The sequence below is a fragment of the Azotobacter chroococcum genome, assembly GCF_002220155.1.
Classification (GTDB): Bacteria; Pseudomonadota; Gammaproteobacteria; order Pseudomonadales; family Pseudomonadaceae; genus Azotobacter; species Azotobacter chroococcum.
The window spans coordinates 1,514,299-1,532,241 of the sequence record NZ_CP011835.1 but is presented as its reverse complement, the minus strand read 5'-3'; the positions used below and the strand labels follow the sequence as shown (position 1 = coordinate 1,532,241).

The window sequence follows — 17,943 nt, the reverse complement described above, 5'->3', positions numbered from 1 at the left end:
GCCGCAGGCCTTTCCCACTGGCAACCGCCCTCAGCGCCCCTCGAAACGCGGCGGGCGCTTTTCCCCGAGCGCGCGCAACCCTTCCTGGAAATCCGCCGAGGCCGAGCAGCGCCGCACGTCCTCCTCCACCGCCACAGGGTCCAGCGCGCCGCGGGCGACCGCGTTCAGGTGACGCTTCATGCCGGCCACCGCCAGCGGCGCCAGCTCCGCCAGGTTCGCGGCCAGCGCCTCGCTCGCCTCGGCCAGGCGTTCGGGGCTGTCGTACAGGTGGGTGAGCAGGCCGGTCTCCAGCATGCCCTGTGCGTCGAGCTTCTCGCAGGCGAGGATCAGCCGCTTGGCGGCGTTCAGCCCGAGGCGCGACACGTAGCGCTCGAACAGCCCGGCGTAGAGGTGCAGGCCGAAGCGCGCCGCCGGCATGAGCATCTGCGCCGCCGGGCCGCCGAGGCGGAAGTCGCAGGCCAGCAGGATGTCGGTGGCGCCGCCGAAGACTCCGCCCTGCACCTCGGCGATGGTCAGGGGGCGCAGGTTCTCCAGGGCGTCGGCCACCGCCTCGAAGCGCCCGCCGTCGCCGGCCGCGGCCAGGTCGTCGAAGCTGTAGCCGGCGCAGAAATGCCTGCCCGAGGCGCGCAGCAGCACCACCCGCACCTGCGGCGCCGCCTCGATGCGCGCCAGGCACTCCAGCAGCGCCGTCAGGTCCGCCTCCTCCAGGCGGTTGGCCTTGTCCGGCCGCTGCAGGCGCAGGGTCGCCAGGGCGCCGGAAATCTCCAGGGAAGGGATGCTGCCACTCATGAGTCACTCCTGACCGAACCGATCGATCCGCCATTTTCGAGCCGCCCCGCGCCGGTCTCAAGCCGCCGATGGTCGCCCCCCAGCGACCGTCCGGCTTGCCGCGGAGCCGCTCTTGAGCGAACGTCCGCAGCAGGACCACCGCACGTACAGGAGCGCCCATGAATTCCGCCGACCGCCTCAAGGACTACCAGGTCACCCGTCTGCAGGCGATGCGCTCGCTGTTCGAGATCGTCGAGCAGTCCAGCGAGGGCACGGTGATCGTCGACCGCGAGGCGCGCATCGTCTGGATCAACGAGCGCTACGCCCGGCGCTTCGGCCTCGCCGATCCGGCCGAGGCCCTCGGCCAGCCGGTGGAGAACGTCATCCCCGGCAGCCTGCTGCGCGAGGTGGCGCACAGCGGCCAGCCGATCCTGCTGGACATGCTCGACACGTCGAAGGAGCCGCTGGTGGTCATGCGCCTGCCGATCCGCGACGAGCACGGCCAGCTGATCGGCGCCATCGGCTTCGCCCTGTTCGACGAGCTGAAGAACCTCTCGCCGCTGGTCAGCCACTACCTGAGCATGCAGGAGGAGCTGGCCTCGACCCGCTCGCTGCTGCAGGCACGCCAGGCCCGCTACGGCTTCGCGCAGTTCATCGGCACCAGCGCCCCGGCCCTGGAGGTCAAGCACCGCGCCCGCCGCGGCGCGGCCAGCGAGGCGCCGATCCTGCTGCTCGGCGAGACCGGCACCGGCAAGGAGCTCTTGGCCCACGCCATCCACGCCGCCTCGCCGCGCGCCCACAAGCCCTTCGTCAGCCTGAACATGGCGGCCATCCCGGAAAGCCTGCTGGAGGCCGAATTCTTCGGCACCGCGCCGGGCGCCTTCACCGGAGCCAGCCGCAAGGCGCGGCCCGGCAAGTTCCAGATCGCCCAGGGCGGCACCCTGTTCCTCGACGAGATCGGCGACATGCCCCTGCACCTGCAGGGCAAGCTGCTGCGCGTGCTGCAGGAGAAGGAGTTCGAGCCGGTCGGCTCCAACCAGATCCTGTTCAGCGACGTGCGTCTGATCGCCGCCACCTCCTGCGACCTGGAGGCGGCGGTGCGCCAGGGCAGCTTCCGCGCCGACCTCTACTACCGCCTGAACGTGCTGCCGATCCGCCTGCCGCCGCTGCGCGAGCGCCCGGACGACCTGCCGGCGCTGTGCGAGGCCCTACTCGCGCAGCTCGGCGGCGGCTACCGGCTGACCCCCGACGCCCTCGCCCTGCTTGCCCGCCACGGCTGGCCGGGCAACATCCGCGAGCTGCGCAACCTGCTGGAGCGCGCCACCCTGCTCAACGACGGCCCGCTGCTGGACGCGGCCATGCTCGCCGCCGCCCTGGGGCCGCAGCCGCCCCTCGCCATGGCCGCCCCGCCGCCCCCGTCCGCCGCCGGCGAAAGCTACCGGCAGGCCATGCAGCGCTTCGAGCGCGAGCTGCTGGAGAACGCCCTGGCGAGCGCCGGCAATGCCCTGGAGGCCGCGCGGCGTCTGGGCCTGAGCCGCTCCACCCTGTACCGCCGGCTGGCCGCACTGGGTATCTCGTCCCGATAACGGGAAAAATCCCATAAATGGGAATCGCCCAACTTCGCTACCAATCGGCCATTCAGCCCGCCCCGCGCGCCCATCCTTCCCAAATCTGGGAAAACACGCCCGAACACCACGAAAAAATCCTTGCAAATCAATGACCAACGCAGATGGCACGGAATTCGCCATCTAAGAACTGCGCGGCCTGCCGCAGCCGATAACAACAATATCCCTGCCGTGACCATCCTCAGCGCAAGCCATTGACGGCTTGCCGCTCGCCACCGGCAGGCTCAAGGAGATTTTCGATGAGCGTCATCGTCGCCCTCGCGGCCCTGGCCCTGCTCATGCTGGCCGCCTATCGCGGCTACAGCGTGATCCTCTTCGCCCCCCTCGCCGCCCTCGGCGCGGTACTGCTGACCGACCCCGGCGCGGTGGCCCCGGCCTTCAGCGGGGTGTTCATGGAAAAGATGGTCGGCTTCATCAAGCTGTACTTCCCGGTGTTCCTGCTCGGTGCGGTGTTCGGCAAGCTGATCGAGCTGTCCGGCTTCTCGCGCTCCATCGTCAGCGCGGCGATCAGCCTGCTCGGCACCCGCCAGGCCATGCTGGTGATCGTGCTGGTCTGTGCCCTGCTCACCTACGGCGGGGTGTCGCTGTTCGTGGTGGTGTTCGCGGTCTATCCGTTCGCCGCCGAGATGTTCCGCCAGAGCGACATCCCCAAGCGGCTGATCCCGGCGACCATCGCCCTCGGCGCCTTCAGCTTCACCATGGATGCGCTGCCCGGTACGCCGCAGATCCAGAACATCATCCCCAGCGCCTTCTTCGGCACCAACGCCTGGGCCGCCCCCTGGCTGGGGCTGATCGGCGCACTGTTCGTCATCACCGTCGGCCTGCTCTACCTGCAGCGCCAGCGGCGCAGGGCCCACGCCGCCGGCGAAGGCTACGGCAGCAACCTGCGCAACGAACCGGAAACCGCCGAGGACATCGTTCTGCCCAATCCCTGGCTGGCGCTCTCCCCGCTGTTGCTGGTGGGCGCCGCCAACCTGGTGTTCACCCGCTGGATTCCCGGGCTGTACGGCAAGACCCACAGCCTGCAGCTGGCCGGCATGGCCGCGCCGGTGCAGACCGAGGTGGGCAAGATCACCGCCATCTGGGCGGTGGAGGCAGCGCTGCTGCTGGGCATCCTGCTGGTGCTGGTCAGCAGTTTCCGCGTGGTGCGCAGCCGGCTCGCCGAAGGCACCCGGACCGCCGTCGGCGGCTCGCTGCTGGCGGCGATGAACACCGCCTCGGAATACGGCTTCGGCGCGGTAATCGCCGCGCTGCCGGGCTTCCTGGTGCTGGCCGACACGCTGAAGAGCATCCCCAATCCACTGATCAACGAGGCGATCACCGTCACCCTGCTGGCCGGCATCACCGGCTCCGCCTCGGGCGGCATGAGCATCGCCCTGGCGGCCATGTCCGACACCTTCATCGCCGCCGCCAATGCCGCACAGATTCCCCTGGAGGTGCTGCACCGGGTCGCCGCCATGGCCAGCGGCGGGATGGACACCCTGCCGCACAACGGCGCGGTGATCACCCTGCTGGCAGTCACCGGCCTGACCCACCGGGAAGCCTACAAGGACATCTTCGGCATCACACTGATCAAGACCCTGGCCGTGTTCGTGGTGATCGGCGTGTTCTACGCCACCGGCCTGGTCTGACAACAACGGAGACAATCCCATGACGATCCTCAGCGGCAAGACCGCCCTGGTCACCGGCTCCACCAGCGGCATCGGCCTCGGCGTCGCCCACTGCCTGGCCGCCGCCGGCGCCAATCTGGTGCTCAACGGCTTTGGCGACGCGCAGCAGGCACTGGAGGCGGTGCGCCAGCACGGCGGCCAAGTGCGCCACCACCCGGCGGACATGAGCAAGCCGGAGGAAATCGCCGCGCTGATGGCCTTCGCCGAGGGCGAGTTCGGCGGCGTCGACATCCTCGTCAACAACGCCGGCATCCAGCACGTGGCGCCGGTCGAGGAGTTCCCGCCGGAGCGCTGGGACAGCATCCTCGCCATCAACCTGTCCTCGGCCTTCCACACCATCCGCCTGGCGCTGCCGGGCATGCGCCGGCGCAACTGGGGACGGATCGTCAACATCGCCTCGGTGCACGGTCTGGTCGGCTCGGCGCAGAAGTCCGCCTACGTCGCCGCCAAGCATGGCCTGCTCGGCCTGACCAAGGTGGTCGCCCTGGAAACCGCGCAGACCCCCATCACCTGCAACGCGATCTGCCCCGGCTGGGTGCTGACCCCGCTGGTGCAGCAGCAGATCGACGCCCGCGCCCTGGCCAGCGGCGATCCCGTCGGCGCCCGCCACGACCTCCTGGCCGAGAAGCAGCCGTCGCTGGAATTCGTCACCCCCGAGCAGCTCGGCGCGCTGGTGCTGTTCCTCTGCAGCGAGTCGGCCAGCCAGGTGCGCGGCGCGGCCTGGAACATGGACGGCGGCTGGGCGGCGCAGTGACGCGCCTCCCTGCCGACGAGCGATGACGACCGGCACAACCACAAGGGTGCAACGACAATGGCCACGACAACGGCAATAAAAACAACAAGGAAGCACGCGATGTTCGCCAGGATCACCCACCTCTGTGTCCTGCTGGTGCAACGCTACCTGCCCTCGCCCTTCGTGTTCTCCGCCCTGCTCACCCTGCTGGTGCTGGCCGCCGGCATGCTCTTCACCGGGCAGAGCCTGCCGGCCATGGTCGGGCACTGGAACGGCGGCTTCTGGACCCTGCTGGCCTTCGCCATGCAGATGGCGCTGATCTTCGTCACCGGCCACGCCCTGGCCAACGCGCCGGCGGTCAGCCGCCAGCTCGACCGCCTGGCCGGCCTGGCGCACACTCCCGGCCAGGCGGTGGTGCTGGTCACCCTGGTGGCGCTGGCCGGCTGCTGGCTCAACTGGGGCTTCGGCCTGGTGGTCGGCGCGGTGTTCGCCCAGGCACTGGCGCGCCGGGTCGCGGGAGTGGACTATCCGCTGCTGGTGGCGGCCGCCTACTCGGGCTTCCTGGTCTGGCACGGCGGGCTGTCCGGCTCCATCCCGCTGGCCCTGGCCAGCGGCGGCGCCGACCTCGCGCGCGTCTCCGGCGGCGTGCTCAGCGAGGCCATCGGCATCCAGCGCAGCCTGTTCACCCCGCTCAACCTCGCCATCGTCGCCGGCCTGGTGATCGGCCTGCCGCTGCTCAACCGCGCCATGCACCCGCACGACGGCGCCCGGATCGCCGATCCCTCCCTGCTCGCCCAGGTACGTCCCGAGCCGCCGCGCCGCGACACCCCGGCGCAGCGCCTGGACGACAGCCGCCTGCTCGCCCTCGCCCTGGTCGGCATGGCGCTGGTGTATCTCGTCGGCCACTTCGCCAGCCAGGGCTTCGCCCTCGGCCTGAACGTGGTGATCGCCCTGTTCCTATTCGCCGGCCTGCTGCTGCACGGCACCCCGGAACGCTACATGCGCGCCATGGACGAGAGCGTGCGCGGCATCGGCGGCATCGTCCTGCTGTTCCCGTTCTACGCCGGGATCATGGGCATGATGATGGGCGCCAACGGCGAGGGCATGTCCCTCGGCCGGCAGATCAGCGAGGCCTTCGTCGCCTGGTCCAGCGCCGAGACCTTCCCGCTGCTGGCCTTCCTCAGCGCCGGGGTGGTCAACATCTTCGTGCCCTCCGGCGGCGGCCAGTGGGCGGTGCAGGGGCCGATCATGCTGCCGGCCGGCCAGGCCCTCGGCGTCGCCCCGGAAGTCACCGCCATGGCCATCGCCTGGGGCGACGCCTGGACCAACATGATCCAGCCGTTCTGGGCCCTGCCGCTGCTCGGCATCGTCGGCCTGGGCGCCCGCGACATCATGGGCTATTGCTTGATCATGCTGCTCTATTCCGGAGCGGTGATCTGCGCGGCCTTCTATTTCCTGACCTGATCGGCGCCCGGCCCCCGGACGCAAGCAGAGAGGTATTCCATGAACAAGCTCTACCCCAGCGCCCACGCCGCCCTCGACGGGCTGGTCGAGGACGGCATGACCCTCGCCGTCGGCGGCTTCGGCCTGTGCGGCATCCCCGAGGCGCTGATCGCCGCCCTGCGCGAGTCCGGCAAGAAGCACCTCACCGCGATCAGCAACAATGCCGGCGTCGACGGCTTCGGCCTCGGCCTGCTGCTGGAGACCCGGCAGATCCGCAAGATGATTTCCTCCTACGTCGGCGAGAACAAGGAGTTCGAGCGCCAGTACCTGGCCGGCGAACTCGAGCTGGAGTTCACCCCGCAGGGCACCCTGGCCGAGAAGCTGCGCGCCGGCGGCGCCGGCATCCCCGCCTTCTACACGAAGACCGGCTACGGCACCCTGGTCGCCGAGGGCAAGGAAACCCGCCAGTTCGACGGCGAGTGGTACGTGCTGGAGAAGTCGCTGACCGCCGACGTGGCGCTGGTCAAGGCCTGGAAGGCCGACAGGGCCGGCAACCTGCTGTTCAACAAGACCGCGCGCAACTTCAACCCGCTGGCGGCGATGGCCGGCAAGGTCTGCGTGGCCGAGGTCGAGGAGATCGTCGAAACCGGCGAGCTGGACCCCGACCAGATCCACCTGCCGGGCATCTACGTGCAGCGCCTGGTGCTCAACCCCAGCCCGGAAAAACGCATCGAACAACGTACCCTGCGGAGTGCCTGACATGGCCTGGACTCGTGAACAGATGGCGCAGCGCGCCGCCCGGGAGCTGCAGGACGGCTTCTACGTCAACCTCGGCATCGGCCTGCCGACCCTGGTCGCCAACTACATCCCCGAAGGCATGGAGGTCTGGCTGCAGAGCGAGAACGGCCTGCTCGGCATCGGCCCCTTCCCCACCGAGGCCGAGGTCGACCCGGACCTGATCAACGCCGGCAAGCAGACCGTCACCACCCTGCCCGGCAGCAGCTTCTTCGACAGCGCCGCCTCCTTCGCCATGATCCGCGGCGGGCACATCAACCTGTCGATCCTCGGCGCCATGCAGGTTTCCGAGCACGGCGACCTGGCCAACTGGATGATCCCCGGCAAGATGGTCAAGGGCATGGGCGGCGCCATGGACCTGGTCGCCGGGGTCAAGCGCGTGGTGGTGCTGATGGAGCACTGCGCCAAGGGCGGCGCGCACAAGATCCTCGCGCGCTGCGCCCTGCCCTTGACCGGCGTCGGCGTGGTCGACCGGATCATCACCGACCTGGCGGTGCTCGACGTCACCGACGCGGGCCTGAAGCTGGTCGAGCTGGCCGAGGGGGTGAGCTTCGAGCAACTGCAGGAGGCCACCGGCTGCCCGATCCGGCGCTGACGGCCTGCCTGTCCCGTTCCCTTCAGGTGTGGCTGTGTGGTGACCCGACCCATGCCCCATGCCTCTTGCGCGGCTGCCTTCGGGCGCCGCGCTTTTTTATTCCGGGCAGGCGCTCCTGTGCAGCGACACGGCCCAGGGGTTAGCCTTGACCAGGCGATCACAACAACAAGGAAGGATCCATCCCATGCGTACCCTGACCACCCTGCCCGGCAACAGCCAGAAACTCGACGGCGGCGCCATGTTCGGCAACGCCCCGCGCGCCATGTGGGAGCGCTGGATGCCGGCCGACGCGCTGCACCGCATCGACCTCGGCTGCCGCGCCCTGCTGGTGCGCGAGGACGGCCGCAACGTCCTGGTGGAAACCGGCATCGGCGCCTTCTTCAGCCCCGAGCTGAAGGAGCGCTACGGCGTGCAGGAAAGCCGCCACGTGCTGCTCGACAACCTCGCCGCGCAGGGCCTGTCCGACGCCGACATCGACGTGGTGGTGCTCACCCACCTGCACTTCGACCATGCTGGCGGCCTGCTCGCCGCCTGGGAGGAGGGCCAGCCGCCGCGCCTGCTGTTCCCCAACGCGCGCTTCGTCAGCGGCCGCCGCCAGTGGCTGCGCGCCTGCCAGCCGCACGCCCGCGACCGCGCCTCCTACATTCCCGAGCTGCTGGAGCTGCTCGAAGCCAGCGGCCGCCTGGAACTGCTCGACGACGGCCAGACCTCGCAGACCCTCGGCCCGGACTGGCGCTTCCACGTCAGCGACGGCCACACCCCCGGCCAGCTGCTGCCCGAGGTGGCGATGCCCGGCGGCCCGGTGCTGTTCGCCGGCGATCTGGTCCCCGGCGCGCCCTGGGTGCACCTGCCGATCACCATGGGCTACGACCGCTTCCCCGAAGGCCTGATCGAGGAAAAGACCGCCCTGCTCGAAGACCTGCTGGCCCGCGGCGGCCGCCTGGTCTTCACCCATGATCCGAAGATCGCCATGGGCCGCCTGATCCGCGACGCCAAGGGCCGCTTCGGCCTCAGCGAAAGCAGCGGCGAGGTGGTGGAACTGGCGGAGTGAGGCGGGCTCGGCGGTGCCCACGCGGGAGCGTGGGCACCATCATCTGAATAGGGTGAAACTGCTCTAACCGCCCCCCTGCAGACGCTGCAGCTCCCGCCGCACCATGCTGGCGTACTGCGGCGGGCTCAGCGCATACAGCTCCCCCGCTACCCAGCCCAGCCAGCGCCCGCCGAGTCGCTCGCGCTCGGCCAGGAGCCGCTCGGCCAGGAGCCGCTCGGCCTCGGCCACGGCGCGCGCCCGGTGGGAGCGGTGGTAGTCGGCGCGGGAGGTTTTTTCATGGTCGTGGTCGTGGTCGTGCATGGATTCTCCCGAAAGGATCGACAGCGCACGGCAGCCGCTCAGAGCAGCACCTCGTCGTCGCGGATCAGCACGCAGCGCCGGCCCTGCTCGTCCTCGCTGCAGTCGTACACGTAGAACATCACCACCTCGCCCGTTTCCAGCGTGGCGGCGACGTAATCGCCGGCTTCAACCATGAAGAAACCGCGCGACGCCGGCGCGGCCTCGCACTCGATCAAGGCGGTGACGAACAGCACCGGATCGTTCTCGTCGAAATAGTCGGCGCGCATCTGCTCGTCCCATTCCTCAGGCGCCTGGAACAGCCCGGTGAAGAGGACTCTGGCGTCGCCCAGGTCCTCCTCCTCGGCGTCCGGGTCGCGCTCGTCCGGCCGGTAGACCGTGCAGTCCTGCGCCGCCTCGCCTTGCAGGATCGCCTGCCGCGCCGCCAGCCGCCGCTGCGGGTCCAGTCCGGCGGCCCGGCACATCTGCATCCATACCGCGTCCGCCTGATCGTTCTGTTTCATGGGTATCTCCGTTGTCGTGACGGGCGCAAGCCCTGGTTCTGCATTGTCCTGCACTTGGCGAAGGCAGAGCAGCCCCGGAATCGGTTCACGCGGTCCCAGGCGCAGCGCAAGGCCGGGCGAACAGCAAGGCCCGCACGACAGGTACACTGGCGCCCCCACAGACAAGCGGGAATCGATCACCGGGAGTGCGAGCGCATGTTCACCCTATTTCAGGGACTTTTGGGGCTGGCCGTGATGGTTCTGCTGGCCTGGATGATCAGTGAACGGCGCACGCGGGTGCGGCCCCGGGTGATCGTCGCCGGGCTGTTGTGCCAGTTCGGACTGGCGGCCGTGTTGCTGAAGTTTCCCGGCACCAGCCGGCTGTTCGAGCCCCTGACCGCGCTGGTGCAGGCTCTGCAACAGGCCAGCGCCGCCGGCAGCGCCTTCGTCTTCGGCTTCATCGGCGGCGGCGCGGCGCCCTATGCCGTCACCAGCCCGTCCAACGGTTTCGTGCTGGCCTTCCAGGCGCTGCCGCTGGTGCTGGTGATCAGCGCCCTGTCGGCGCTGCTGTTCCACTGGCGGATCCTGCCGCTGGTCGTCAGGGCATTCTCCTGGCTGCTGCAGAAGGCCTTTGGCATCAGCGGCCCCGTGGGCTTCGCCAGCGCCGCCAATGTCTTCGTCGGCATGACCGAGGCGCCCCTGCTGATTCGCCCCTATCTGGCAGGCATGTCGCGCAGCGAACTGTTCGCCGTGATGGTCACCGGCATGGCCACCATCGCCGGCACCGTGATGGCGCTTTACGCCACCTTTCTCGAAGGCAGCATTCCCGATCCGGTCCGCCATCTGCTGATCGCCTCGCTGATCAGCGCGCCGGCGGCCCTGTTGATCGCCCATGTGATGATTCCTCCCGGGCAGGACCCGGCAGAACCGCAAGCCGCTCCCCTGCCAGCGCCGGAGCAGCTCCGTTACCACAGCGCCATGGATGCCGTGACCCGGGGCACCCTGGATGGCCTGCAGCTCTGGCTCAACATCATCGCCATGCTGCTGGTGCTGGTCGCGCTGGTGCATCTGGCCAATCTGGGACTGGCCTGGCTGCCGGCGGTCGATGGCGCGCCGCTGACGCTGGAGCGCCTGCTGGGCTGGGCGATGGCCCCCATCGTCTGGCTGACCGGCATTCCCTGGGCCGAGGCCATGACCGCCGGGGCGCTGATGGGCGTCAAGACGGTACTGAACGAGTTCATCGCCTACCTGCAGCTCGCCGGCCTGCCGGAAGGCGCGCTGAGCGAACGCAGCCGCCTGATCATGACCTATTCCCTGTGCGGATTTGCCAACATCGGCATCCTGATCGGCGGCCTCGGCGCGCTGGCGCCGGAACGTCGCGGCGAAATCGTGGCGCTCGGGCTGCGCGCCCTCTATGCCGGAACACTGGCAACCCTGATGACGGGGGCGGTGGCTGGCTTGATTATCTGATGGTTCCCCGCTCCTGCGCGGGAACCCGGCGCTGGGCGCCCCGGACTGCGTATCCACGCGGGTGGTGTGGGCATGATCATGAAGGGGGCTTCCTGCCAATTGCAGATTGTCCATGACTGGCTGCGTGTAACGGATGCCAAAGATCTATCATTTCTGCGTGCATTCCGCGATTCGCAAGTGTTCGCTGTGAAAAGATCGCCGCTGTGCCGCTTTCTTGCCGTTGTCAGCCTGTTTCTCGGACTGCTGTCCGCTTCTCTTGCCCGTGCCGAGCCCCTGCAGTTCGCGGTGGTCGCCAAGCGGGTCGACCATCGCTACTTCATTCTGATTGGTGAGGGCTGCGCCGAGGCGGCCCGGGCCCAGGGCGACACCTGTCTGTTGCTGGGCCCTCCGGGACCGGCGCATTTTCGTCTGCAGAACGCTGTCCTGGAGCAGGCCCTCGCCAGGAACCTGGACGGTATCGCCCTGTCCGTAACCCATTCGAAGTGGCTGGCCGATCACGCGCTGAAACGGCTGGGCCAGACGCCGCTGATCACTTTCGATTCGGACCTGGAACCCGCCGAGCGGCATTTGCGCCGCGGCTTCGTCGGGCTCGACAGCCTGGCTTTCGGCCAGCGGCTGGGCACGCTCGCCCAGCGCTTCAGGCCGCAGGGCGGAAGGTTGTGCATCCTGAGTGCCGGCGGCCCACACGACATCAGCTACCAGGAGCACCTCAAGGGCATCCGCCAGCAGCTCGGCGGTGTCCCAAGCCATGAGGGGGCGGATCGGCTGAGCGGGGGGAATGGCTGGAGCGAGCCGGACCGCTGCCCAGTCTTTGGCGCCGACACTCAACAGAAAGCGCTGTTCCAGCTCACCACCCTGCTGAGCTCCGGCAGCGAGGTCGATACCATCATCAGCCTCAGCCCCTGGCTGGTTTATCGAGCCGACCTCTATCGCCGGCAACTCGGCCCGCTGCTTGCCGAACTCGATAAAAAGGGTGCGCAGCCGGCCATCATCATCATCACCCCCGAGCCTGACGATGCGGCACGACGCGCGCTGCTCGACGAGGGCCTGGTGCAGGCCTATCTGAGCACGGAAAGCCGCGAGATCGGTCGCCAGATTTACCGGACGCTCAGGCGCCTGGCGCAGGGTGAGCCCGTCTCCGAGAAGGTTCTCGTCGGAAGTCGTGCCTATTTGCCCCAATCGTTGCCGGACATCCCGGCCAAGCGTTGAGGTTTGAGATCGCCGGCGAACGCCCGTTCGGCGCTGCTGGCGAGCTGGAGAAAGACCGGGTCGTGTTCCTCGAGAAAGGCGAAATTACCGCTTTCGGCCATGGGCGTTCCTTCGGCTGTGCACTCTGGCAAGGCGCGCAATCGGATGACTGGCGCGCAGTCTACGGGAGCTGGGCCGCAGCCTGCAGTAGCACATAGCCACAAGAACACACCAGCGACACACCCGACCGCCACGCTGCTCCACACGTCGGGAGACAGGACGGGCGTCACAGAAGGGCCATACTTGTCCCATTCCGCTGGAACGCGGGGTCCTTCCCAAAGCACGACTCTCTTCATCTGGCCGGGAGCGGCCGGATCCAAGGGGGCCAGGAGATTTCCGCGATTGAAGATTGCCCAGGTCGTTCCGCTCTACGAATCCGTACCGCCACGGCTGTACGGCGGCACTGAACGGGTGGTCGCGCACCTGACCCAGGCGCTGGTCGAACAGGGTCACGAGGTGACCCTGTTCGCCTCGGCGGATTCCTGCACCAGCGCCCGGCTGGTGGCGATGCGCAAGCAGGCGCTGCGGCTGGACCCCGCACCGCTGAAATCGGACCTGGCGAGCCACCTCGTCCTGCTGCATGAAGTCCGGCGCCATGCCGACGAGTTCGATGTCCTGCACTTCCACACCGACCTTCTGCACTTCCCGTTCTTCGAGGACATGGCCGGGCGGACGCTGACCACCGTGCATGGACGGCTCGACATGAAGGACCTGCCCGAGGCCTACCGGCGCTGGAGCGCCTTCCCGCTCGTCTCGATCTCCGAGGATCAGCGCCGCCCCCTGCCGTTCGCCCACTGGCACGGGACAGTACATCACGGCACCGACGGCGAGCACTTCCGCTACCACGAGGCCTCCGACAACGGCTACCTGGCCTTTCTCGGACGCATCTCGCCGGAAAAACGGCCCGACCGCGCCATCGCCATCGCGATCCGCGCCGGCATGCCGCTCAGGATCGCTGCCAAGGTCGATGCGGCGGACCGCGAGTATTTCGAGCAGCGCATCCGCCCGTTGCTCGACCATCCGCTGATCGAGTTCCTCGGCGAGATCGGGGACGACGACAAGGCGGAATTCCTCGGCAATGCGAGCGTGCTGCTGTTCCCCATCGACTGGCCGGAGCCCTTCGGGCTGGTGATGATCGAGGCGATGGCCTGCGGCACGCCGGTCGTCGCCTGGCGCTGTGGGTCCGTGCCGGAAGTGGTCGAACAGGGCGTGACCGGGCTCATCGTCGACAGCGACGAGCAGGCCGTGGCGGCGATCCACGAAGCGCTGACGCTCGACAGAGGACGCGTGCGCGCCGCCTTCGAACGGCGCTTTTCTTCGAAGATCATGGCGAGCACCTACCTCGAGCTCTACCAGCGGTTGCCCGCCTTCGGCAGCCGCGGCCCGGCGCCCGCCGCTCTCCCGCCAGGAGGCCCGAACCCATGACCCAGGGGATGACCCGGGAACCGGCACTCGCCGAGCTCGATATCGAGGAAGTACTGGAGCGCACCCCGCAGCGCCTGCTCGTGCTCAAGGAGGGCGATACCTTCCTGGTGGCCGACACCTACGGCGACGTGACCGGCGAGGCCGACGGACTGTTCCACAACGATACCCGCATCCTCTCGACGTTCCGCTTGCGCTTCGGTGGCCAGAAGCCGTCGCTGCTGTCGGGCATGGTGAGCCAGGACAATGTGTTCTTCACCGCCCACATGACCAATCATCCGCTGTCGCCGATGGAAAGCGCTGCCACGCCCAAGGGTGTCATTCACCTGGAGCGCAAGCGCTTTCTCTGGGCGGGCCGGATCTTCGAGCGCATCAGCCTCTTCAACTACGGCGATCAGCCACTGCAGGCGCCGCTGACGCTGCAGTTCGCCGCCGATTTCCACGACATGTTCGAGGTGCGCGGCGAGAAGCGCCTGCAGCGCGGCCAGCAGCATCCGTCGCAGGTCAGCGAGCGAGTCGTGCAATTGAGCTACACCGGGCTGGACCAGCTGCTGCGCACCGTCTGCATCGAGTTCTCGGAAGTCCCCGGGCAGCTGGACGAAAAGCATGCCGAATTCCTGGTCGACATCCGGGAGCGCTCGTCGTGGACGCTGCATGTGGAAATCGGCACCGACGTGGCGGCGGAGCCCGGCAGCATCCGCTACCGGACGGCGGCGGCCGCGGCGCGGCGCAGCATGCGCGCCCGCCAGCGCCGGGGCGCGCGGCTGCAGTCCTCCGCGCGCCTGTTCCAGACGTGGCTGGACAAGTCGCGGGCCGACCTGGCGCTGCTGACCACCGACCTGCCGACCGGCCCCTATCCCTATGCCGGCATTCCCTGGTTCTCGACCCCCTTCGGCCGCGACGCCATCGTCACCGCCCTGCAGACCCTGTGGCTCGATCCGTCCCTGGCGTACGGCGTGCTGGCTTTTCTGGCCCGGCACCAGGCCGAGCAGACTTCGACCTTCCGCGACTCCGAGCCGGGCAAGATCATGCACGAGATGCGCAAGGGCGAGATGGCCGCGGTCAACGAGCTGCCCTTCGCCCAGTACTACGGCGGCGTCGACACCACGCCCCTGTTCATCGTGCTGGCCGGGGCCTACGCCGACCGCATGGGCGACGTGCAGACGCTCGATCCCTTCTGGCCGGCCCTGGAGGCCGCCGTCCGCTGGATAGAGCACAGCTCCGCCAACGATTCCGGCTTCCTCAGCTATGCGCGCGGCGAAGCCAGCGGCCTGGCCAACCAGGGCTGGAAAGACAGCCACGACTCGGTGTTCCACCAGAACGGCAGCACGCCGGAAGGGCCGATCGCGCTCATCGAGGTCCAGGGCTATGCCTACCGGGCCTACCTGAGCATGGCCAAACTCGCCGAATGGCGCGGCGCCGCCGACGCGGCCTCGCACTGGCGGCAGCGCGCGCAGGAACTGCGCACAGCGGTCGAGCGGCACTTCTGGCAGGACGACCTGCGCTTCTACGCGCTCGCCCTGGACGGGACCGGTCGGCCGTGCCGCGTGCGCGCCTCGAATGCCGGCCATCTGCTGTACGTGGGCCTGCCCTGTCCGGAGCGCGGGCAGGCGCTGGTGCGCCAGCTGCTGTCGAGCGCGTTCAATTCCGGCTGGGGTATCCGCACCCTGCCGCCCGAGGCCGTGCGCTTCAATCCCATGTCCTATCACAACGGCTCGGTCTGGCCGCACGATGTCGTCCTGTGCGCCGCCGGAATGGCGCGCTACGGAGAGCGCGAGGGCATCGTGCATCTGATGAGCGGCCTGTTCGAGGCCGCCACGCAGTTCGGCATGCGCCTGCCGGAACTGTTCTGCGGCTTCGAGCGCGCCTCCGGCGAGGCGCCGATCGCCTACCCGGTCGCCTGCCTGCCCCAGGCCTGGGCCGCCGGCTCGGTGTTCATGCTGCTGCAGGCCTGCCTCGGCCTGCGCATCGACGCCCGCCGCCTGACCATCCTCGTGGAACAACCGCGCCTGCCGACCGAAATCGACTGCCTGCAGGTCCGCCACCTGCACGTCGGCAAACAGCGCGTCGACCTGAACTTCCAGCGGCTGGGCCAGCGCGTGGTGGCCTTCATCGAACAGCAGCACGGCCCGCAGCCGGTGCGGCTGTCGGTGCAGTTTTGAGGAGCTGCCCTTTCAGGGTCTTGCACTTTCCCATTGGGGGTAATCCGGGAAGTGAGGTCGATAGCGCTTCGGCAGGAGTGAATTTATTCGCGATGCTTCTGGTTTTGCCAATGATCGCAGATAAATCTGCTCCTACAGCCCTGCTGGCAAGCAGCCGATTGGCCTTCAGCCGAAGGCCTTGAAAGGGCTGCCCCTTAAAACCGACATTACCCCGCCCTGACCTCCCAGATCACACCAGCAATGGCTACCACCGACAACAGTGCCCAAAATTCAAGCTCCACGTCCATTGCAGACCTCCAGCAACGCTACTGAGCGATCACCATTAGCTTCTACGCCGAAGATTCAAGCAACGGAACTGAGATTGGTAAATCGATTCAGCAATACTGATAGACAAGGCTGCTCGGGCCGGGGATCCGGGATCTGCCCTATACGGCCGAGCCGACGAATGCCGGTGCGAGTTTTGCGGAAAGTTGATCCAGCAGTGAGCGGGCAGCCTCTGACTCGAACAGGTCTTGCTGATACAGCATGGCTGGTCACTTCGTCCTTGAATGAGTGCTGATGAGGCTCGGTCGATCAGTCGCAAGAGTCGAGCGACGGATGCACGGCAAGCGCCCCGGCCAGCCCAGCGGCGAACAGGCGGACGATGGGCTCCGGAGTCAGCACCGCGACCTCCTGCCCGGCCGGGATGATCGGCTGCAGCGGCGAATAGCCGGCGAACGACCAACGCCACTGGTGGCCCTTCCAGAGCAGCACGCACTCGCCGTCGTGCTCGATCATGCTGCCGTCCGGAAGCTCGGCGAGCTTCGCGGTCCAGGTACGCTGGCTGCCGTCATCATTGAGGCGGACGGCGTGCAGCAGGTTGTCGATGGCCTTGGCCGACAGGTCCTGCTGCTCCGGGAAGGCCCTGGCCCAGGCCGCCTTGAACCGCTTGTAGTCCGGGCGGCGGCATTCGGCGCAGGGGCGGTGGCCGGCGGCGTAGGCGGTCGGCTCGTCGAGGAAGAACAGCTCGGTGTAGCTGTTCGGCGTCATCAGCTCGCGCTTGCGCTCCTTGAAGGACAGCGCGCAGGTGATCCACGGCCGGATCTTCCACTGGCTGACGATCTGCCGCTCGGCATTGTGCAGGCGACCGCGGTTGCCCATGAAGGTGCCGCGCGCGGAGACGGCATGCAGTTGACTGCGGGGATCGACGCGGTTTTGCAGGGGCATTGCGAGGCACTCCGTTGCAGATGCGTTCAGGGCAGTTTCAGTCTTCGCTGAAGTAATCGCTATCGAGATGCTTGACCTCGTAGATCTGCTTCACGCTGCAGCCGAGGTTGTTCTCCACCATCAGCCGGGCCAGTTCGCTGCCGTCGATCAGCACCACCTTGATGTCCAGGCCCAGTGCCGCCTCGCGGGCGCCGGTGGAGAAGTCGGAGGTGGTGATGAACACGCCCTTGCGGGCGCGCTGGCGGGTCAGGGCGCCGATGAACTTGTCGATCTCCGGGCGGTGCACGGTGTTGGTCCAGCGCTTGGCCTGCAGGTAGATCACGTCCAGGCCGAGCTTGTCCTCCTTGATGATGCCGTCGATGCCATCGTCGCCGGTCGCCTGGGTGGCGCGGCCGGCTTCCTTGCGGGAGCCGCCGTAGCCCATGGCGATCATCAGGTCCACCACCAGTTGCTCGAAGAAGGTCGGCGAAGCAGCACGCACCTGCGCCAGCAGCTCGTCGGCCAGCGACTGCATCAGCGCCTGGTGCGCGTCGGCCAGTTGCTCGTCGGGGGTGGTCTCTTCGACCGGCTCGGCCTGCACGGCGGGGGCTGCAGTATCGGCCGGGCGTGCGGTGTGGAAGTCGGCGAACTCCGGGTAGCGCTTGAGCCAGCTCACGGTGATGCGCACCGGGCCGTTGTCCAGTGCCTCGCGGCCACGCTCGGTGATCTGCACCAGCCCCTTGGCTGGAATGCTCAGCAGCCCCGCCTTGTTCAGGTAGGTGCGCGCCCAGCCGACCCGGTTGTTGATCACCGTCTGCTTGCCGGAAGGCAAGCGCTCGTTGCGTTCCTCCTCGCTGAGCTGGAACTCATTGGCGATACGTTCGCGCAGCTCGCTCAGCACCAGCGGGTCGCCATCGGCGACGGCGGCCAGCACCGGCCGCATCACGCTCTGAAAATCCGGAATGGGCATAAATGACTTCCTGTGGTAGCGGCCCCG

Annotated in this window: 17 protein-coding genes; 11 read left to right on the top strand and 6 right to left on the bottom strand. The window is 68.1% G+C overall.

The window, feature by feature from the left end; genetic code table 11:
- Positions 1-30: 30 nt before the first annotated feature.
- Positions 31-789 carry an enoyl-CoA hydratase/isomerase family protein gene (locus ACG10_RS07100; protein WP_089167682.1) on the bottom strand — a complete coding sequence of 253 codons (759 nt, stop codon included), beginning with the start codon at positions 787-789 and terminating at the stop codon, positions 31-33.
- A gap of 158 nt (positions 790-947) precedes the next feature.
- Here ACG10_RS07100 and ACG10_RS07095 point away from each other — a divergent pair, with 158 nt between their 5' ends.
- The 7 genes from ACG10_RS07095 to ACG10_RS07065 all read left to right on the top strand — a co-directional run bounded on the left by ACG10_RS07095 (position 948) and on the right by ACG10_RS07065 (position 8,680).
- The gene (locus ACG10_RS07095; protein ID WP_089167681.1) at positions 948-2,354 is read left to right on the top strand and encodes a sigma-54 interaction domain-containing protein; all 1,407 of its coding nucleotides are present in this window, start codon (positions 948-950) and stop codon (positions 2,352-2,354) included.
- 278 nt (positions 2,355-2,632) lie between these two features.
- Positions 2,633-4,024: a GntP family permease gene (locus ACG10_RS07090; protein WP_089167680.1), complete on the top strand. Its 1,392-nt coding sequence runs from the start codon at positions 2,633-2,635 to the stop codon at positions 4,022-4,024.
- Between the two features lie 19 nt (positions 4,025-4,043).
- Positions 4,044-4,817, top strand: coding sequence for a 3-hydroxybutyrate dehydrogenase (locus ACG10_RS07085; protein WP_089167679.1), 774 nt, complete (start codon positions 4,044-4,046; stop codon positions 4,815-4,817).
- 99 nt (positions 4,818-4,916) lie between these two features.
- Positions 4,917-6,260 (top strand): short-chain fatty acid transporter, encoded by a 1,344-nt coding sequence (locus tag ACG10_RS07080; protein ID WP_089167678.1) that lies wholly within the window; start codon positions 4,917-4,919, stop codon positions 6,258-6,260.
- Between the two features lie 39 nt (positions 6,261-6,299).
- Positions 6,300-6,998 (top strand): CoA transferase subunit A, encoded by a 699-nt coding sequence (locus ACG10_RS07075; protein ID WP_089167677.1) that lies wholly within the window; start codon positions 6,300-6,302, stop codon positions 6,996-6,998.
- 1 nt (position 6,999) lies between these two features.
- Entirely contained in the window at positions 7,000-7,629 is a 630-nt protein-coding gene (locus tag ACG10_RS07070; protein ID WP_089167676.1) for a CoA transferase subunit B, read from the top strand.
- A gap of 184 nt (positions 7,630-7,813) precedes the next feature.
- Complete coding sequence (locus ACG10_RS07065; protein WP_089167675.1) at positions 7,814-8,680, top strand: MBL fold metallo-hydrolase; 867 nt, start codon at positions 7,814-7,816, stop codon at positions 8,678-8,680.
- A 63-nt stretch (positions 8,681-8,743) separates the two neighbouring features.
- Here ACG10_RS07065 and ACG10_RS07060 read toward each other — a convergent pair whose 3' ends face one another.
- A complete protein-coding gene (locus ACG10_RS07060; RefSeq protein WP_089167674.1) occupies positions 8,744-8,980 on the bottom strand; it encodes a hypothetical protein in 237 nt (78 codons plus the stop codon).
- 38 nt (positions 8,981-9,018) lie between these two features.
- Positions 9,019-9,441: a hypothetical protein gene (locus ACG10_RS07055; protein WP_089169812.1), complete on the bottom strand. Its 423-nt coding sequence runs from the start codon at positions 9,439-9,441 to the stop codon at positions 9,019-9,021.
- A 234-nt stretch (positions 9,442-9,675) separates the two neighbouring features.
- Between ACG10_RS07055 and ACG10_RS07050 the strand changes: the two genes are divergently transcribed.
- Positions 9,676-10,929 carry a NupC/NupG family nucleoside CNT transporter gene (locus ACG10_RS07050; protein WP_089167673.1) on the top strand — a complete coding sequence of 418 codons (1,254 nt, stop codon included), beginning with the start codon at positions 9,676-9,678 and terminating at the stop codon, positions 10,927-10,929.
- Between the two features lie 72 nt (positions 10,930-11,001).
- Positions 11,002-12,138: a substrate-binding domain-containing protein gene (locus tag ACG10_RS07045; protein WP_232487200.1), complete on the top strand. Its 1,137-nt coding sequence runs from the start codon at positions 11,002-11,004 to the stop codon at positions 12,136-12,138.
- Here the strand turns inward: ACG10_RS07045 and ACG10_RS23575 are convergent.
- Positions 12,096-12,239 (bottom strand): hypothetical protein, encoded by a 144-nt coding sequence (locus ACG10_RS23575; RefSeq protein WP_157731391.1) that lies wholly within the window; start codon positions 12,237-12,239, stop codon positions 12,096-12,098. The genes ACG10_RS07045 and ACG10_RS23575 overlap by 43 nt on opposite strands.
- Before the next feature lie 280 nt (positions 12,240-12,519).
- Here ACG10_RS23575 and ACG10_RS07040 point away from each other — a divergent pair, with 280 nt between their 5' ends.
- Complete coding sequence (locus ACG10_RS07040) at positions 12,520-13,602, top strand: glycosyltransferase family 4 protein (RefSeq protein ID WP_089167672.1); 1,083 nt, start codon at positions 12,520-12,522, stop codon at positions 13,600-13,602.
- Complete coding sequence (locus ACG10_RS07035) at positions 13,599-15,761, top strand: amylo-alpha-1,6-glucosidase (protein ID WP_232487199.1); 2,163 nt, start codon at positions 13,599-13,601, stop codon at positions 15,759-15,761. Before ACG10_RS07040 ends, ACG10_RS07035 begins: the two co-directional genes overlap by 4 nt.
- Before the next feature lie 573 nt (positions 15,762-16,334).
- On the opposite strand, the gene ACG10_RS07030 is transcribed toward ACG10_RS07035, so the two are convergent.
- Positions 16,335-16,967, bottom strand: a complete 633-nt coding sequence (locus ACG10_RS07030; RefSeq protein WP_089167671.1) for a hypothetical protein — start codon at positions 16,965-16,967, stop codon at positions 16,335-16,337.
- Between the two features lie 37 nt (positions 16,968-17,004).
- Positions 17,005-17,916 carry a restriction endonuclease gene (locus ACG10_RS07025; protein WP_089167670.1) on the bottom strand — a complete coding sequence of 304 codons (912 nt, stop codon included), beginning with the start codon at positions 17,914-17,916 and terminating at the stop codon, positions 17,005-17,007.
- Between the last annotated feature and the right edge of the window lie 27 nt (positions 17,917-17,943).

Excerpts from the sequence above, each read along its gene's own strand:
- ACG10_RS07100 (WP_089167682.1), bottom strand. The coding sequence starts at position 789 with ATGAGTGGCAGCATCCCTTCCCTGGAGATTTCCGGCGCCCTGGCGACC.
- ACG10_RS07095 (WP_089167681.1), top strand. The coding sequence starts at position 948 with ATGAATTCCGCCGACCGCCTCAAGGACTACCAGGTCACCCGTCTGCAG.
- ACG10_RS07090 (WP_089167680.1), top strand. The coding sequence starts at position 2,633 with ATGAGCGTCATCGTCGCCCTCGCGGCCCTGGCCCTGCTCATGCTGGCC.
- ACG10_RS07085 (WP_089167679.1), top strand. The coding sequence starts at position 4,044 with ATGACGATCCTCAGCGGCAAGACCGCCCTGGTCACCGGCTCCACCAGC.
- ACG10_RS07080 (WP_089167678.1), top strand. The coding sequence starts at position 4,917 with ATGTTCGCCAGGATCACCCACCTCTGTGTCCTGCTGGTGCAACGCTAC.
- ACG10_RS07075 (WP_089167677.1), top strand. The coding sequence starts at position 6,300 with ATGAACAAGCTCTACCCCAGCGCCCACGCCGCCCTCGACGGGCTGGTC.
- ACG10_RS07070 (WP_089167676.1), top strand. The coding sequence starts at position 7,000 with ATGGCCTGGACTCGTGAACAGATGGCGCAGCGCGCCGCCCGGGAGCTG.
- ACG10_RS07065 (WP_089167675.1), top strand. The coding sequence starts at position 7,814 with ATGCGTACCCTGACCACCCTGCCCGGCAACAGCCAGAAACTCGACGGC.
- ACG10_RS07060 (WP_089167674.1), bottom strand. The coding sequence starts at position 8,980 with ATGCACGACCACGACCACGACCATGAAAAAACCTCCCGCGCCGACTAC.
- ACG10_RS07055 (WP_089169812.1), bottom strand. The coding sequence starts at position 9,441 with ATGTGCCGGGCCGCCGGACTGGACCCGCAGCGGCGGCTGGCGGCGCGG.
- ACG10_RS07050 (WP_089167673.1), top strand. The coding sequence starts at position 9,676 with ATGTTCACCCTATTTCAGGGACTTTTGGGGCTGGCCGTGATGGTTCTG.
- ACG10_RS07045 (WP_232487200.1), top strand. The coding sequence starts at position 11,002 with ATGATCATGAAGGGGGCTTCCTGCCAATTGCAGATTGTCCATGACTGG.
- ACG10_RS23575 (WP_157731391.1), bottom strand. The coding sequence starts at position 12,239 with ATGGCCGAAAGCGGTAATTTCGCCTTTCTCGAGGAACACGACCCGGTC.
- ACG10_RS07035 (WP_232487199.1), top strand. The coding sequence starts at position 13,599 with ATGACCCAGGGGATGACCCGGGAACCGGCACTCGCCGAGCTCGATATC.
- ACG10_RS07030 (WP_089167671.1), bottom strand. The coding sequence starts at position 16,967 with ATGCCCCTGCAAAACCGCGTCGATCCCCGCAGTCAACTGCATGCCGTC.
- ACG10_RS07025 (WP_089167670.1), bottom strand. The coding sequence starts at position 17,916 with ATGCCCATTCCGGATTTTCAGAGCGTGATGCGGCCGGTGCTGGCCGCC.